At 64.7% G+C, this 16,826-nt stretch carries 6 protein-coding genes; 2 read left to right on the top strand and 4 right to left on the bottom strand.

Annotated features, from left to right (window positions below):
* Nucleotides 1–10: 10 nt before the first annotated feature.
* Complete coding sequence (locus BMZ70_RS27875; protein WP_130300914.1) at nucleotides 11–8,599, bottom strand: calcium-binding protein; 8,589 nt, start codon at nucleotides 8,597–8,599, stop codon at nucleotides 11–13.
* Between the two features lie 175 nt (nucleotides 8,600–8,774).
* Nucleotides 8,775–11,036 carry a putative bifunctional diguanylate cyclase/phosphodiesterase gene (locus BMZ70_RS04340; protein ID WP_092270375.1) on the bottom strand — a complete coding sequence of 754 codons (2,262 nt, stop codon included), beginning with the start codon at nucleotides 11,034–11,036 and terminating at the stop codon, nucleotides 8,775–8,777.
* Between the two features lie 253 nt (nucleotides 11,037–11,289).
* Here BMZ70_RS04340 and aroC point away from each other — a divergent pair, with 253 nt between their 5' ends.
* Both aroC and BMZ70_RS04350 read left to right on the top strand, forming a co-directional pair.
* Nucleotides 11,290–12,387 (top strand): chorismate synthase, encoded by a 1,098-nt coding sequence (gene aroC / locus BMZ70_RS04345; RefSeq protein ID WP_092270377.1) that lies wholly within the window; start codon nucleotides 11,290–11,292, stop codon nucleotides 12,385–12,387.
* A gap of 3 nt (nucleotides 12,388–12,390) precedes the next feature.
* Nucleotides 12,391–13,542, top strand: a complete 1,152-nt coding sequence (locus BMZ70_RS04350) for an MFS transporter (RefSeq protein WP_092270380.1) — start codon at nucleotides 12,391–12,393, stop codon at nucleotides 13,540–13,542.
* Here the strand turns inward: BMZ70_RS04350 and BMZ70_RS04355 are convergent, their stop codons facing one another.
* On the bottom strand, nucleotides 13,543–15,039 hold the full coding sequence (locus BMZ70_RS04355) for an HDOD domain-containing protein (RefSeq protein ID WP_092270382.1): 1,497 nt from the start codon (nucleotides 15,037–15,039) through the stop codon (nucleotides 13,543–13,545).
* Nucleotides 15,036–16,757 carry a putative bifunctional diguanylate cyclase/phosphodiesterase gene (locus tag BMZ70_RS04360; RefSeq protein ID WP_092270385.1) on the bottom strand — a complete coding sequence of 574 codons (1,722 nt, stop codon included), beginning with the start codon at nucleotides 16,755–16,757 and terminating at the stop codon, nucleotides 15,036–15,038. The genes BMZ70_RS04355 and BMZ70_RS04360 overlap by 4 nt, the downstream gene beginning before the upstream one ends.
* Nucleotides 16,758–16,826 lie beyond the last annotated feature (69 nt).

Genomic DNA, 16,826 nt, shown 5'->3' on the forward strand with positions numbered 1-16,826 from the left:
GGGGCTTTTTTTATACGAACAGGTAATCAGCTACAGTGGTGCTGGCGGCGCCGGTCAGCGTCGCCAGCTGGGTCAGTTCGCCGGCGCTGACCACGGCGTCCGCGCCGTTCGAGGTGAACAGGTAGACCGTGGTGTTGCTGCCGCTGTGCAGCGCGAACAGTGCTTTGTCGCCCGCCGCGTATGCGCCGTTGGCCGCACCGATGGCCGCTGCCGCCGAGTCAAGCGTGAGCTTGGCCACGTTCTGCGTCAGGATCACGAGCTCCGCATCGTTGGCAAAGCCACCCGGCCCGGCCTTCGTTACTGCGTGGTCGAACACCAGGTCGCCGCCGATGCCGAATACCGACTGGGCCAGCACCAGCTTGTCGGTGCCGCTGACGAAGTCCATCACCGTATCCACGCCCACGTTCGACGACAGCACGAAGCTATCCGCGCCGGTGCCGCCGGTGAGGGTGTCGGCGCCGTCGCCGCCGGTCAGCAGGTCATCGCCGTCGCCGCCCAGCAGCTTGTCGTTGCCGGCGTTGCCGGTCAGCGTGTCGTTGCCGGCCAGGCCGTTGAGCACGTCCGCGCCGCTGCCGCCGCTCAGGCGGTTGGCCAGTATGTTGCCGTTGCCGGTGAAGGCCGTGGCGCCGCTGAATACCAGGTCTTCCACTTCCGACGACAGGCTGTAGCTGCTCAGGCCCTTGACGGTGACGAGGTCGCGCCCGCCGCCAACCAGCTCCGTGATGGTGTCGCCCGAGTTGTCGACCGTGTAGCTGTCATCGCCGCTGCCGCCGTCCATCTTGTCGGCGCCGGCGCCGCCATCCAGCGTATCCTTGCCGGCGCCGCCGATCAGAATGTTGGCCGCGCCGTTGCCGCTCAGGATGTTGTCCAGGCCGTTGCCGGTCAGGCTGACTGCCACCGAAGCGGACGCCGTCACGGTGGCGTTCTCGATGTCATCGCCCAGCACGAACGTGCCGGCCTTGGTGTAGGCCACGTTGACCAGGTCGTTGCCGGCGTCGGCGCTTTCCACGATCACGTCGCCGACTTGGTCGATGGTGTAGGTGTCGTCGCCAATGCCGCCGGACATGGTGTCGGCGCCGGCGCCGCCGTCGATGCTGTCGTTGCCGTCGGTGCCGGTGAGACTGTCGTTGCCGGTGCTGGCCGCATTGACCGCCACGTCGCTCATGGTCTTGCTGTCATCGGCAAAGATGAACAGCTCGACGTTACGCACGGTGATGCTTTCCTTGGTGATGGTGTTGACCAGCACCAGCTCGTTGGCGTTCGGCAGGCTGCGGCTGTAGTCGCTGAACTTGCCCAGCAAGGTCAGTGTGTCCATGCCGCTGCCACCGTCGACCACGTCGGTGCCGGTGCCGGCATCCAGCTGGTCGTCGCCGTTGCCGCCCAACAGCGCGTCGTTGCCGACGCCGCCGCTCAGGATGTCGTCGCCGCCCATACCGCTCAGCGTGTCGTTGCCGATGCCGCCGGTGATGCTGTTGCCCAGCTCGTTACCAGTGCCGGCGAAGGCAGGCGTGCCCTTGTACAGCAGGTCTTCGACGTTGGCGCTCAGGGTGTACTTGGTCAGTGTGGTTTCGATGCGGTCCGTGCCCTGGCTGGCCAGTTCGGTGACCGCGTCGCCAGCGTTGTCGACCAGGTAGACGTCGTCGCCCAGGCCGCCGGTGAGCTTGTCCGCGCCGGCACCACCATCGAGGGTGTCGTTGCCGGCGCCGCCAATCAGGATGTTGGCGGCGGCGTTGCCGGTCAGCGCGTTGTCGAGCGCGTTGCCGGTGACGCTGGCCGCAATGCCGGCCGCCGCAGTGATGGTGGCGTTTTCGACGTTGTCGCCCATGATGAAGGTCTCGGCCTTGGTGAACGCCACCAGCACCAGGTCGTCCCCGCTGTCGGCCGATTCGAACACCTTATCGCCGGCCTGGTCGACCGTGTAGCTGTCGTCGCCTTTGCCGCCCATCATCTGGTCGGCGCCGGCCAGGCCGTTGATGGCGTCGTCACCGTCGCCACCGAAGAGGCTGTCGTTGCCGGTGCTGGCGGTATTGTAGGCCAGGTCGGCCAGCACCTTGTCGCCGTCGGCGAACTTGAAGTTCTCGACGTTGCGGATGGTGATGCTTTCCTTGGTGACGGTATTGACCAGTACCATGTCGGTGGCGTTCGGGCGGCTGCGCGTGTAGTCGGCGAAGTCGCCCAGCAGCACCAGCGTGTCGCTGCCGGTGCCGCCGTCGACCACGTCGGTGCCGGCGCCCGCGTCCAGCTGGTCGGCGCCGTCGCCGCCCAGCAAGGAGTCATTGCCAGTGCCGCCGACCAGGGTGTCGTCGCCGGCCAGGCCGCTCAGGGTGTCGTTGCCGCTGCTGCCTTCGATGCTGTTGGCCAGCTCGTTGCCGGTGCCGGTGAATGCCAGTGTGCCTTGATAGGCCAGGTTTTCGACGTTGGCGCTCAGGGTGTACTTCGCCAGTGTAGTCTCGACTTTGTCCGTACCTTGCGCGGCCAGTTCGGTGATGGCGTCACCGGCATTGTCGACCTTGTACAGGTCGTTGCCGGTGCCGCCGATCAGCTTGTCTGCACCAGTCGCGCCATCCAGCGTGTCGTTACCGGCGCCGCCGGTCAGGATGTTGGCTGCGGCGTTGCCGGTCAGGGTGTTGTTGCCGTCGTTGCCGGTGAGGCTGACGGCGACACTGGCTGCCGAGGTCACGCTCGCGTTCTCGACGTTGGCGCCCAGCGCGTAGGTGCCGGCCTTGAGCAACGCCACTTTCGCTTCATCGAGGCCGCCATCGGCGGTTTCGACGATGGTGTCGCCGATGTCGTCGATCAGGTAAGTGTCATTGCCATCGCCGCCGGCCAGATTGTCGGCCCCGGCATCGCCGCCGTCCAGCGTGTCGTCGCCGCTGCCGCCACGGATGTAGTCGTTGCCCGGGCTCTTGATGCCGAGTTGCACATCCTGGATCGCCATCAGCGTGCCGTTGAAGATGACGTACTCGACGTTGCGCAGGATGAGGCTTTCGCCGGTGTCGGCATTGGTCAGCACGGTGTCGGTGGCGTTCGGGCGCTTCACGCTGTAGGCACTGAAGTCGGCCAATGCGACGGCCGTGTCGCTGCCGGCGCCGCCATCGAGCAGGTTGGCGCCGATGCTGCCTTCGAGGCGGTCGTCGCCGTCGCCGCCCAGCAGGGTGTCGTTGCCGACGCTGCCGAGCAGGGTGTCGTTGCCGGCCAGGCCGGACAGGGTGTCGTTGCCGAGGCCGCCGTTGAGCACGTTGTTGAGGGCGTTGCCGGTGCCGTTGAGCACGCCGTTGCCGGGTCCGAACAGGTTTTCCATGTTGGCGCCGAGGGTGTAGCTGGACAGCTTGGCGTACACCGTGTCGATGCCTTCGTTCAGGCCTTCGGTGACCACGTCGGCGGCGTTGTCGACGCGGTAGGTGTCGTTGCCGACCCCGCCGATCAGCTTGTCCGCGCCGGCGCCGCCGTCGAGGATATCGTTGCCGGCGCCACCGCTCAGCGTATTGGCGGCGGCGTTGCCGGTCAGGGTGTTATCGAGCTCATTACCGTTGACGTTGACCGCCACCGTGGCGGCGGCCGTTATCTCGGCGTTCTCCACGCTGGCGTCCAGCGTGTAGGTGGCGGCCGCTTTGAAGAGCAATTCGGCCGTGTCATTGCCTTCGCCGGTCAGTTCCCTGATGGTGTCCTTGACGTGGTCGACGACGTAGCGGTCGTCGCCGGTACCGCCGGACATGGTGTCGGCGCCGGCCAGGCCGTTGATGCTGTCGTCGCCATCGGTGCCGGCCAGGTAGTCATCGCCGTCGCTGACCTGGTTGAGCAGCAGGTCGCTGATGGTGCGCGTGGCATCCGTGAACACCACAGTTTCGATGCCCCTGAGGTTGATGCGCTCGCCGAGGATGGCGTTCTCCAGCGTGACCACGCCGTTGGCGCGCGAGATCGTGTAATGCTCGCTGATGTCGCTCAGCAGCACGGTATCGTCGCCGTCGCCGCCGTCGATCGCATCGATGCCGCCGCCGCCGGCCAAGGTGTCGTTGCCGGCGCCGCCCAGCAAGGTGTCGTTGCCGCTGCCGCCGCGGACGCGGTTGGCCAGGTCATTGCCGCTGCCGGCAAAGGCGGAAGTGCCGGTGTAGCGCAGGTCTTCGACGTTGGCGGCCAGCGTGTACTTGGTTGCCGTGGTTTCCACAGTGTCGTGGCCTTCGTTGGCCAGTTCGGTGATGGTATCGCCGGCGTTGTCGACCAGGTACAGGTCGTCGCCCTTGCCGCCGCTGAGCTTGTCGGCAGCGGCGCCGCCATCGAGAGTGTCGCTGCCGGCGCCGCCATTGAGGGTATTGGCTGCGTCGTTACCGATGAGGTAATTGTTAAGATCGTTACCGGTCAGACTGCCGGCCGCCGCTGCGCGGGTGAGCGTGGCGTATTCGACATTGGCGGCCAGGGTGTAGGCCGCATTGGCGTAGCTGACCTGCACCAGGTCGTTGCCGCCGTCAGCTACTTCGATCACGCGGTCGGTGGCGCTGCGCAGCACGTAAATGTCGTCGCCGCCCAGGCCGGTGAGGAGGTCGCCGCCGCCGTTGCCGTCCAGCGTGTCGTTGCCTTCGCCGCTGGTAATTATGTTGCTGCTGGCGTTGCCCATACCGTAGAAATCGCTGTCGCCACTGTATTGCAGCGCTTCCAGGTTGGCGCCCAGCGTGTACGAGGCCAGGCTGGTGCGTACCGTGTCGAGGCCGCCGTTCGCAGCCTCGACGATGGTAGTGTTGGCGTTGGCGTCGAGGACGTAGACATCATTGCCGCTGCCGCCGAGCAGGGTGTCGGCGCCGCCGCCGCTGACCAGGGTATCGTCGCCGCCGCCGGCCTCCAGGCGGTTGGCGCCGGTGCCGCCTTCCAGCAGGTCGCTGCCGTAGGTGCCGTAGCCGTCACCCCAGGGCGCGGCAACAATGCGCCCGGCGAAGTTGTTGGCGGTCAGAGTGCCGACCTTGACGTTGTCCAGGATCAGGATAGTGCGCGGGGGCGTGCCGCTGCCGTTGCCGTCGGTGTCGAACTGCACCAGCACGTTCGGGCCCTGCTGCACCAGTTTCAGGTAGCCGGCCGCCATCGGGTCGAGCAGCAGCTTGCCGTCGGGGACGTACAGCTGCAGGAGGCTGATCAGATCGAGCTGGTCGCCGCCGCCGCCGGCGGCGAAGTCGGTGATGTGCGTATTGTTGCTGAACGCCGGGCTGTCGAGGTAGTAGGTGTCGACGCCGGCGCCGCCGCTGAGGGTCAGTTTGGACGCGCCGAGATCATTGCCGCGAATCTCGACCCGGTCGTTCCCGGCGCCGCCGTCGAAGCGCAGGTTGATGGTAGGCGCGTAAATGGCGTACACCGAGAGCGCGTCGTTGCCGGCGCCGCCGCTGACCGTGCTGTTGCCGCTGCCCTCGACCGAGATGCCATCGTCGCCGTCGCCGCCGTCGACGCTGTCGTTGCCGCCGACGATGTGGAGTGCATCGTCGCCACCGCCGCCGGACAGGCGATTGTTACCCTCGTATCCGCTGAGGTCGTCGTTGCCGTCGCCGCCGACCAGGGTGTCATTGCCGTTGGCGCCGTTCAGACGGCTGCCGGCCTGGCCGGCCCCGACGTCGCCGGCCACCATCAGGTCGTCCCCGGCGCCGCCGTTGAGGGTGTCGTTGCCGCCGTTGCCATGCAAGGTATCGTTGAAATAGCCGCCGGCCAGGTATTCGCTGCCGGCCGTGCCTTCGCGCAGTACGCCCGGCACCACGTCGCCCTTGGGATTGGCGCCGACCATGTTTTGCGCGGTCAGGTCGCCCAGCGTGACGTTGCGCAGCACCGCCACCGTGTTCATGGCATAGCCGTCGCCGCCGCCGAAGGGGTTGAATTGCAGCAGGACGTCGGCGCCGCTTTGCTGCAGGCGCAGGAAGCCGAGGCTGTCGCTGAGCGGGTTGCCCCCGGTATAGCCGTAATCGGCGGCGACGGTCATCAGCGCGGTGACGTCGAGGATGTCGCCGCCGTCGCCGGCGCTGAAATCGCTGATCTCGATATAGGCGGTGGCGGAGTTGTAGCTGCCGATGGTGTAGGTATCGCGACCAGCGCCGCCGCTCAGCAGGGCGCTCAGGCCCTGAAGGTAGACCTCGGTACTGAAGTAGTCGTCGCCGTCGCCGCCGCGTGCGGTGGTGACGTTATCGACCGAGCCCTGGCGGATGTCGAAGCGGTCGTTGCCGGCGCCGCCTTCAAGCGTGTTGTTGTAGCCGAAGTTGTTGAGCAGGACGTCGTCGCCGGCGCCGCCTTGCAGCAGATTGCTGCCTTCTTCGCCATCGAGGACGTCGTTGCCGTCGCCGCCAATCAGGGTGTCGTTGCCGTGGCCGCCCCACAGGCTGTCGCCCTGACCCCTGGCATCGCCGCTGCCGGCCTGCAACAGGTCGTCACCGCCAAAGCCGAGCAGCTCGTTGTTGCCACCGGTGCCGGTCAGGGTGTCGTCTAACTTGCCGCCTTCCAGCCGGTGCTCGGTGGCGCTGGCGCTGAGGGTGAGGCCGGCGACGTGGCTGCCGTCCGGTTTCAGGCCGTCGATGAAATTGTCTGGCGTGAGCGTGCTCTTGTCGACACCCTGCAGGGCCAGCACCGTGTAATAGGGGCCGCCGCCGTCGGGGCTGATTTGCACCAGGGTATCGGCCCCCAGTTGCACCAGGCGCGCATAGGCGCTGAACGGATTGCCGCCGGTGTAGCGGGTGCTGATCAGCACTTCGCTCAGGTCGATCAGGTCGCCGCCGGCGCCGGCCAAGAAGTCGCTGACGGTGAAGCCATCGTTGCGCCCGGCGGTCCAGCTGTAGACGTTGCCGGGCCGGAATACGTCGTGGCCGGCGCCGCCGATGGCGAGCGCCTGCGTTGCCTCCGGGTTGACGCCGATCAAGAACAGGTCGTCGCCATCGCCGCCTTGCAAGGTATCGTTGCCCAGCGCGCTGTAGCCGCCGTCGCCCAGGGTGTCATTGCCGCCGCCGCCCTGTACCAGGTCGTTGCCGGTGCCGCCATACAACTGGTCATTGGCGTCACCACCGATCAGGGTGTCGTTGCCGGCGCCGCCAGACAGCAGGTCGCCGCGGCCGTTGGCGGCGCCGCTGCCGGCCACCAAAGTATCCTCGCCGCCATTGCCGATCAGGGTGTTGGCGCCGCTGATGGCGGTCAACTGGTCATCGAAGTTGGCGCCAGTCAGTTGCTGGCCGCCGCTGACGCTGGCTACCACGCCAATCACCGATGAGCCGTCCGGCTTCAGGCCGTCGACGAAGTTGTCAGCGGTGAGCGTGCTGGCGGTGAAGTTTTTCAGTGTTAGGAGGGTGACGTAGGTGTAGCCGCCCCCGGCGGCCCCATCTGTGTCCAGCTGGATCCTGGTGTCGGCGCCATCCTGGACCACGCGCAGGTAGCCATTAGCGGCGCTGAAAGGATTGCCGCCGGCGTAGCTGGTGTTGCTGTTCAGCTGCGCCATCAGGTCGATCTTGTCGCCGCCGGCGCCGGCCGTGAAATCTGTTACGTTGAGGTTGGTCGGTACGATGCGGCCAGAATAGCCCGTGCTGTCCGGGCGATAGATATCCTGACCGGCGCCGCCGGTGGCGGTGGCTTGCTGGCCGCGCACGCCGTACACGAACACGTCGTCGCCAGCGCCGCCCAGCAGGGTGTCCTTGCCGGCGTAGCTGGTGTTGCCGTTGTAGAAGTAGTCGTTGCCGTCGCCGCCGTCGATCAGATTGTCGCCGCCGTCGCCGCTGAGGGTGTCGCTGCCGCCGCCGCCGTACAAGGTGTCGTTGCCGTAGCCGCCAAGCAGGCTTTCGTTGCCGCTGCCGCCGGTCAGCAGATCATCGCCGCCGAAGCCGTATAGGGTGTTGTTGTAGCTGTTGCCGGTAATCGTGTCATTAAAGCTGTCACCGATCAGCTTGGTGACCGTGGCCTGGTCGGCAGTGAGGACTTTGCCTGCGGTGCCGGCGCCGTCGGGACTCCAGCCGCCCGCAAAGTTGGCGCTGGTGAGGCTGCTGGCGTCGACGTTTTTCAGCACCAGGATGGTCTGGACGTTTTTGTCGTAGTAGGCCAGTCCCTGCACCAGGGTGTCATTGCCGGCTTGTATCAGCTTGAGTTGGCCTGCAGCGAAGGGGTTGCCGCCGTGGTAGAGGTTGTAGTCGCTGCTGTTTTCGCGGTAGAGCTCGCGGAAATCAATGCGGTCGCCGCCAGCGCCGACGGTGAAATCGCTCACCGTCAGGGGCTGGAAATCGGCGCAGAAGCCAAACGTGTAGGTGTCGACGCCGGCACCGCCGGTGACCTCAGGCAGCTTGCCGAAAGTCGATTGGCCAAAGCTCACACGGATGGTGTCGTCGCCGTTGCCAGCGTCGATCTTGTCCAAGGCATCCTCGGAGAACGAGGGGGTGTAACCGTAACGCAGGTTGAACGTGTCGTTGCCGTTGCCGCCTGACATGGTGTCGCTGCTGCCGTCATTATCGGCGAAGAACAGGTCGTCGCCATCGCCGCCCTCGAGCCAGTCCGCGCCCGTACCGCCGACGAGGGTGTCGTTGCCGGCCAAACCCAGCAGGGTGTCGCTATCGTTGCTGCCTACCAAGCTGTCATTGCCGGATGTTCCCTTGTAGCTCCCCACGTTGCCATTCCCTTACACTAATTTAACTCGCGCGGAGCATACCATGCAACAAGGGTGGTAATTCTATCAATCCATCACATTTTGTTACAATTGTGAGTAAACACCCTATAGTTTCGTGATCTCAATAAAAAAAAGCCGCGATCAACGCGGCTTTTGTCACTAAATCAGGGGAAGCTCAGGCCGCGCCCTCCAGCGCTTCATTGCTGAGCCAGCCGTTGAGGGCGGTGGCGGTCATCGGGCGGGCGAACAGGAAGCCTTGCGCCAGCGGACAGCCCAGCGATTGCAGGATCTGCGCCTGGCGCTCGTCTTCCACGCCTTCGGCAATCACCGCCAGGCCGAGGTTGCGGCCCAGCTGGATCACCATTTCGGCGATGCTGCTGCCGCGCGCCGAGCCGGTGATTTCGGTGACGAAGGCGCGGTCGATTTTCAGGCGGTCGATCTGCAGGCGCTGCAGGTACGACAGCGACGAGAAGCCGGTGCCGAAGTCGTCGATCGCAATGCTGACCCCGGTCTGCTTGATCTGGCCCAGCATCTTGATCAGCAGGTCCGGCTCTTCCATCGCCATCGATTCGGTGATTTCGAGCTCGATGTTCTGCGGCGGCGCGCCGGTGTCGTCCAGCGCGCGCTTGAGCATGTCGAGGAAGTGCGGGTGACGGAACTGTACCTGCGAAACGTTAATCGACATCATGAAGTCATGGTGGCCGGCCTTGCGCAGGTCGACCAGCTCGCGGCAGGCGGTGCGCATCACCCATTCGCCGAGCTCGATGATCAGGCCGGAATACTCGGCGATCGGGATGAAGCGGTCGGGCGAGATGAACTTGCCGTCCGGCGTCTGCCAGCGCAGCAGCGCTTCGGCGCCCATCGGCCGGCGCGTGACCAGGTCGATCTGCGGCTGGTACACCACGAACAATTGGTTCTGACCGAATGCGGTGCGCAGCGCGTGCATCATGCGCACCCGCTCGCGGATCTCCACGCCCATCGAGCGCGAGAAGTAGAAGTGGCCGGCGCGCTGCTGCGACTTGGCGCGCTTCAGCGCGATGTCGGCGTCCTTGAGCGCGTCGGCGCCGCTGCCTTCGTGCTCGCCCAGGCGCACCAGGCCGAGCGTGGCCGACAGCTGCACGTCCTGGCCATCAATGCTGAAGGCACGCTGGAACAGCGCCAGGATGTTGCCTGGATTAACCTGGGACGAATCGCCCAGCACGCAGAAAATATCGCCGCCGATGCGCGCCACCGTCAGTTGGCCGCCCAGCTCGGTTTGCAGGCGGCCGGCCACGGCCACCAGCAGCGCGTCGCCGAACTGGTGGCCGAGGGCGTCGTTGGTTTCGGCAAAGTGGTCGAGGTCGACCAGCGACAGGGTGGCGTCTTCGCGCGCCGGACCGGACAGGGTGGCGTCGAGGATTTCCACCAGCCTGGTGCGGTTCGGCAGCTTGGACAGCTGGTCGTAGAAGGCGGCGTTGTGCAAATGGCTGACCAGCTCGACGTTGTCCAGCCCGACCGCCACGTTGGCGCAAAATACTTCCAGCAGGCGCTCGTCGATCTCGGTCGGCGCGCGCCGGGTGTCGAGGAAGGCGACGAAATCGCGGCTGGCCTTGCCGGCGAAATACAGCGTGACGTAATCCGGGCCGTAGCTGTTGCGGCGCTGCGCCAGCGCGGCTTCCAGCGCGTCGTGGATGCGCTGGTCTTCGCGCACGGTCAGGGTGATGTTGTCGAGGTGGCGGTAGCTGCCGGCGGTGGCCATCACCATCAGTTCGTGGCAGCCGGTGTCCGGGCATTCCTGCACGCACAGCACGCCGTTGGCTTCCAGCCCCAGCAGGTCGGCGCTCTGGGCCAGCACGCCGGCGGCGAAGTTCTGCACGCCGTGCAGCGCCATCAAGTGGGTGCTGGCGTGGACAATTTGGTTGAGGCCGCGCCGGCTGTCGTTGATCTTGCGGATTTGCTCGTAGGAGCGGATCGCCGCCGTCACGGTGGTGAACAGCTTGATGCGGGTCAGCTCGGACTTGGTCTTGTAATCGTTGATGTCGAAATCGCGGATGGCGTCGATTTCAGGGGCGTAGCCCGGCTGGCCGGTGCGCAGGATGATGCGCACGTCGTGCAGTTTCAGGGTTTCGCGGATGTAGCGCACCAGGTGCAGGCCGGCGTCGTCCTGTTCCATCACCACGTCCAGCAGGATGACGGCGATTTCGGTCTCGTGTTTTAACAATTCGCGCGCTTGCCCAGCCGAATACGCATGCACGAATTCGAGCGGACGATGCTGCATGTCGAGGTTGCCCAGCGCAAAGGTGGTGGTCGAGTGGACGTCTTCGTCGTCGTCGATAATCATGACCCGCCAAACATTGCGCGCGCCCGTCGCAGCAGGCGCAGCCGGATGCTCTTCTAAGAATACCAAATCGTCTTGATCATCCTTGGACTGCTCAAGGGGTGAAACCGGTGGGGGCATGTGTAGCTTCTCCAGAGTACTCGGTGTTCTTGCGTTCCAGTATATAGCGAATTGTCAAAAAGAATGCAGTTTTCCACGGGTTTAAGCCGAAGCTTGTGCGCCCATGTGTAAATGGCACCATATTTGTACCAAAATAATTATATTTTACCAAGTGAAACTTGCTTTATGGAAATTATTTCGCAAACAGGACGGCATAGGGCGCCGGCTGGTAGAATGAGGGACTTTTCCACTTTTTTCCGAAGATTCTTTTCCTATGTCCGGTAATACTTTTGGCAAATTGTTCTCCGTCACTACGTTTGGTGAGTCGCACGGTCCCGCGATTGGTTGTGTGATCGATGGCTGCCCACCGGGCCTACCGTTGTCGGAAGCGGACATTCAGCCGGAACTGGACCGCCGCAAACCGGGCACGTCGCGCCACGTGACCCAGCGCCAGGAATCGGATACGGTGGAAATCCTGTCCGGGGTGTATGAGGGCGTCACCACCGGCACGCCGATCGCGCTGCTGATCCGCAACGAAGATCAGCGCAGCAAGGATTACGGCAACATCGCCGAATCGTTCCGTCCCGGCCATGCAGATTACACCTACTGGCATAAATACGGCGTCCGCGACCCGCGCGGCGGCGGCCGTTCGTCGGCGCGCCTGACGGCGCCGGTGGTGGGTGCGGCGGCGATTGCCAAGAAGTGGCTGCACCAGCAATACGGCACGGTGTTCAAGGGTTGCATGAGCCAGCTCGGCGATATCGTGGTGCCGTTCCAGGACTGGCAGCACGTGCCGGACAATCCGTTCTTCGCCGCCACCGGCGACGCGGCGGTGATCGCCAGCATGGAAACGTATATGGACGAGCTGCGCAAGGCCGGCGACTCGATCGGCGCCCGCATCGATGTGGTGGCGCAGAATATCCCGGTCGGCCTCGGCCAGCCGATCTACGATAAGCTCGATGCCGACATCGCGTATGCCATGATGGGCATCAACGCCGTCAAGGGCGTGGAAATCGGCGCCGGCTTCAAGTCGGTGGCGCAGAAGGGCACCGAGCACGGCGACCCGCTGACCCCGCAAGGCTTCGTCGGCAACAACGCCGGCGGCGTGCTGGGCGGCCTGTCGACCGGCCAGGACATCACGGTGTCGATCGCCATCAAACCGACGTCGTCGATCCGCACCCCACGTCCATCGATCGACAAGGCGGGCAATCCGGTGATGGTGGAGACCTTCGGCCGCCACGACCCGTGCGTGGGCATCCGCGCCACGCCGATCGCCGAGGCGATGCTGGCACTGGTGCTGATGGACCATGCGCTGATGCACCGCGCGCAGTGCGGCGACGTCAAGGTGTCGACCCCCAACATAGAGCTGTAAGCGGTGCCCGCGCAAGCGTTCAGCTTCGCCTTATTCCTCTTCTGCTACTACGCACACGCCGGCACCTGGAGCACCTACGCGACGCTGTTCTTTGCCGATAAAGGCATGACGGTCGCGCAGATCGGCGTGCTGATGTCGATGATCCAGGTGCTGCGCATCGTCGGTCCCAATGTGTGGGGCTACGTGGCCGATCACTACGACCGCCGCGTGCTGGTGCTGCGCATGGCCGGCTTTGCCGCGCTGGCGGGATTCTCGGGCTTCTTCATCGGCGATACGTTCGGCCACTTCATGCTGGCCATGATCGTGCTCAACCTGTTCACCAGCGGGCAGGCGCCGATTTGTGAAGCGTTGATGCTGTCCGAGATGAAGGGCGATCTCACTTACTATGGCCGCATCCGCATGTGGGGCTCGATCGGCTTCATCGTGTCGGTGACGCTGGCCTCGCTCGCGCTCGAACATTACGGCATTATCACGCTGCCGTGGGTGGCGGCGGCGCTGCTGGTGGCGACCATCGCCGCCGCGTTCCGCTTGCGCGACGTGCCGCGCCGCACCCACAAGACGGCGCCGCCGGCTTTGCTGTCGCTGCTGCGCCGGCGCGAGGTGATAGCCTTCTTCGCCTCGACCGCGCTGATGGTGTCGGCGCACGCCTCGCTCTACACTTTTTATTCGCTTTACCTTGAGCGCAGTGGCTACAGCAAGACCGTGATCGGCGCCATGTGGTCATTGGGCGTGCTGGCGGAAGTGATGCTGTTCTATTTTCAGGCGCCGCTGTTCAAGCGCTGGGGCGCGATGCGCATGATGTATCTGGCGCTCGGCATCGCCGTGGTGCGCTTCCTGATGATCGGCTTCGGTTCGCACATCCTTTGGCTACTGATTGTGGCGCAGCTGATGCACGCGGCGACCTTCGCGCTGCATCACTCGTCGTCTGTGATGTCCTTGCAGCGCTGGTTCTCCGGGCCGTTGCAGGCGCGCGGGCAAGCGCTGTATATGAGCATCTCGTACGGCATCGGCGGCTCGCTGGGCGGCTTGTTCCTGGCGCAGTGGTGGGAGAGGGCGGGCGCCGAGACGGTATACTACGTGGCCTCGGCGCTGGTGGTTTTGTCGGCGCTGGCGGCGACGTTGTCGTTCCGCTGGCAGCAGCGCGACGGGCATTGATCAGCGGCTGACTGCCTCGGGCGCGACGCCGTGGCGGCGTTCCACCGCGCGCACCACCATCGCGCGCATATCGTTCAGCAGCGAGAACTCGGTGGCGCTCAGTGAGATCGGCGGGAAGGAATCGTCCCAGTCGCCGTACAGGAAACCGGCCGGCTGGCCGTTGGCCGACAGCGGCAGGATCACGAAGCTGCGCGCTTCCGACAGCGACGACTTCCACCACAGCGGCAGCTTGGCCGCGAACTTGGCGTCGTGCGCGTTCTCGATGAAGATCACGCGGTCGCTGTTGAGCGCAGCGTGGAATACATTTGGTTCGTAAGCGTCGTCGAACGTCATCGCCGGCAGCAGTTCGCGCGTGCCCTCGCCGAAGCTGATCTTGGCCGAGTAGGTGGCGTCCTTGCGGTTGCGTACGAAGGCCACGGCGCGCGAGAAATCCAGTCCCTTGTACACCGTCTCCAGCGCGATCTGCACCATCTGGCCTGGGCTGGCGGTATCGAGTACGTCGCGCATGTCGGCCAGGCCGCTGAGCAGGATCTTGTTGCCGGCGGCGCGCTGGCGCGTCTTGGCCAGCGCCTTGGCACGACGCTCGGCAGGGCGCGACAGCGGCGCGATAGTCAGGTCGTTGGCCGCCACCACCTTGGCTTGCTCGATGGCGTTCATCAGATTGGGGGCTTCCACGCCCAGCATGCCGGCGTAGCTTTCGGCCAGCTGCTGCACTCTTTCAGCGCCGGCGGCGTCGTCGTGCCACAGCGATTCCGCGCATCGCGAGGCCATCGTCGACAGGCCTGCGATCCAGTCGGATGGTGATATTTCCGTTCCCGGCGCGGCCGGCGCCAGCGTGCGCATGCCGTTCAGCAGTGCTGCGGGCAGGCCCCAGTGCAGCGCAGCGGCGTGGCCGACTTCTTCCAGCGAGAGGCCGAGCAGTTCCGGCGCGGCGTCTTCCACCGAGCGCGAAGTCTGGTCGGCCAGGCGTTGCAGGTCGTGCCAGCGCTCCGGCATGTAAAAGGTCAGCATCATGCGGCCCAGCGTGTGCAGCATCGAACACACCACGGCTTCTTCGCCATGCCGGCTTTCGGCGGTGTAGGCGATCTGCTGCGCCACGATCCCGGCCAGCACCGCCTTCTCCATTTCGATATGGGCGATGGTGGTGTCGGTCGACGTGGCGGCCAGTTCTTCGATCAGCTTCAGGCCCAGCGCCAGATGGCCGATGGCTTCGGTGCCCAGCACCAGCACCGCTTTCGATACCGTGTTCACATGCTGGCCGAAGGCCGAGTACATGCCGCTATTGGCCAGCCGCAGCACCTTCTGTGTCAGCACCGGATCGGACAGCACGGTGCGCGTCATGTTGAATTCCTGGTCGTCCTCGCCGCGCATGGCGCTGAGGATGGCGGTGATGGCCTTGGCGAATCCCGGCATGTCGCCGCGCCGGCGCGTGCAGTCGCCTAATTCGCTCAGGGTCTGGTTGCCGAGCGGGGTGGCGGCCTGGTAACTGCGGATCATTGCGCCACCTGTCGCAGTTCCGCCGGCACCACGTTGGCGTGGATGCTTTCCTTGAGTGCCGCCAGCGCCACGTTGGCCGGCATTGGCTTGCCGGTCAGGTAGCCCTGGATATATTGGCAGCCTCGTTGTTCAAGGTAGAGCAGCTGCTCTTCGGTCTCCACGCCTTCGGCCACCACCGACAGGTTGAGGTGCTTGGCCAGGTCGAGTACCGCGTTGCAGATCGCGCCATCCTTCTGCGAGCCTGGCAAGTCGCGGATGAAGGTGCGGTCGATTTTGAGCACGGAGATCGGGAAGCGTTTGAGGTAGGCCAGCGAGGAGTAGCCGGTGCCGAAATCGTCGATCGCGATGCGCGCGTTACGTTCGGCCATTTTGGACAGGATGGATTCGGCATGCACCGGGTCGATCATCAGTGTGCCTTCTGTGATTTCTAAAACCAATTGCTCACCAAGCAGGCCGGAAAACGCGATGGCATCATCCAGCACATCCAAGAATTTATCATTGCGGAATTGTCGCGGGCTGATATTAACAGAGATGTACAAGCTGCGCTTGGCCACTTCTTCAAATTGTTTCAGCTGCACGCAGGCCGCTTTCAGCGCCCATGCGCCGAGCAGGTTAATCAGGCCGTTGGTCTCGGCGATCGGGATGAAGCGGGCCGGCGGCACCATGCCGAGCGTCGGATGCTTCCAGCGCATCAGCGTTTCAAAGCCCTGGATCTCGCGCGTCTGCGCGTCGACGATGGGCTGGTAGTACAGCTGGAATTCGCCCTCGCGCACCGCCTGGAACATCGCCGCTTCCAGCGAAATGTCGTGCTGCGGCGGGCCGGCGAGCGATGGGTTGTAGACCACCGCGCGCGCCTTGCCTGTTTCCTTGGCGCGTGACATGGCGGCATCGGCCAGCGCCAGCAGGCGGATCTCGTCTTCCGCGTGCTGTGGATAGACCGAGACGCCGACCGAGGCACCGACGTAAATGGTGTGGTTCTCGATTTCAAACGGCGACTGCAGTGTGGCGATCAAGCGGCCCGTCACCAATTTGATTTGCGCTTCGGTGGCGGTGCCGGGCAGGATGGCGACGAATTCATCGCCGCCGACGCGCGCCAGGGTGTCGCTGTCGCGCAGCGTTTTGCGCAGGCGCTGCGCGGCCATGCGCAGCATGGCGTCGCCGATCGGATGGCCGAGGCCATCGTTCACTTTCTTGAAGCCGTCCAGGCCCACCGTGGCGACCGAAAAGCCCTGGCCCGAGCGGCGCGCGTTGGCGATCACCATGCGCATGCGGTCGGACAGCAGCAGGCGGTTCGGCAGTTCGGTGAGGCCGTCGTGGGTGGCCATGTGGCGCAGGCGTTCTTCGGTGGCGTGCTGCATGGTCATGTCGCGGCCGACCACCAGCAGTTCCAGCGCGCCGTTGGCGTTGTTGTAGGCCGAGATGCGCAGCTCGTGCCAGATCTCGATATCGACTGTTTTAATGCGCACTTCCACCAGCTTGGGCGCGCGCGATTCGCTGACTTCGGCCAGTGCGGCCGCCAGCGCGGCCTGATCGCCATCCGCCACCAGTTTAGCCAGGGCACTTCCGGCCAGCGGCGCGCTGCCGCCGATGCGGGCAATGGCGCGTTGGCTGGCAAACAGCAGCTGGCCAATCTGGTTCAGGCGGAAAACAACATCGCCAGCCTCCTCCAGGAGGTTGTCCAATTCTTGGCGCGGCTGGGATGAAACACTGGTTGGCATCGCGAAAATCTATTCTTTCAAAGAAGCTTGCTAACTAAGCATGTAACAATTGGAGTGGCCTAATCTTGC

Origin of the sequence: Duganella sp. CF402, from assembly GCF_900109645.1 — a bacterium.
Lineage (GTDB): Bacteria > Pseudomonadota > Gammaproteobacteria > Burkholderiales > Burkholderiaceae_D > Rugamonas.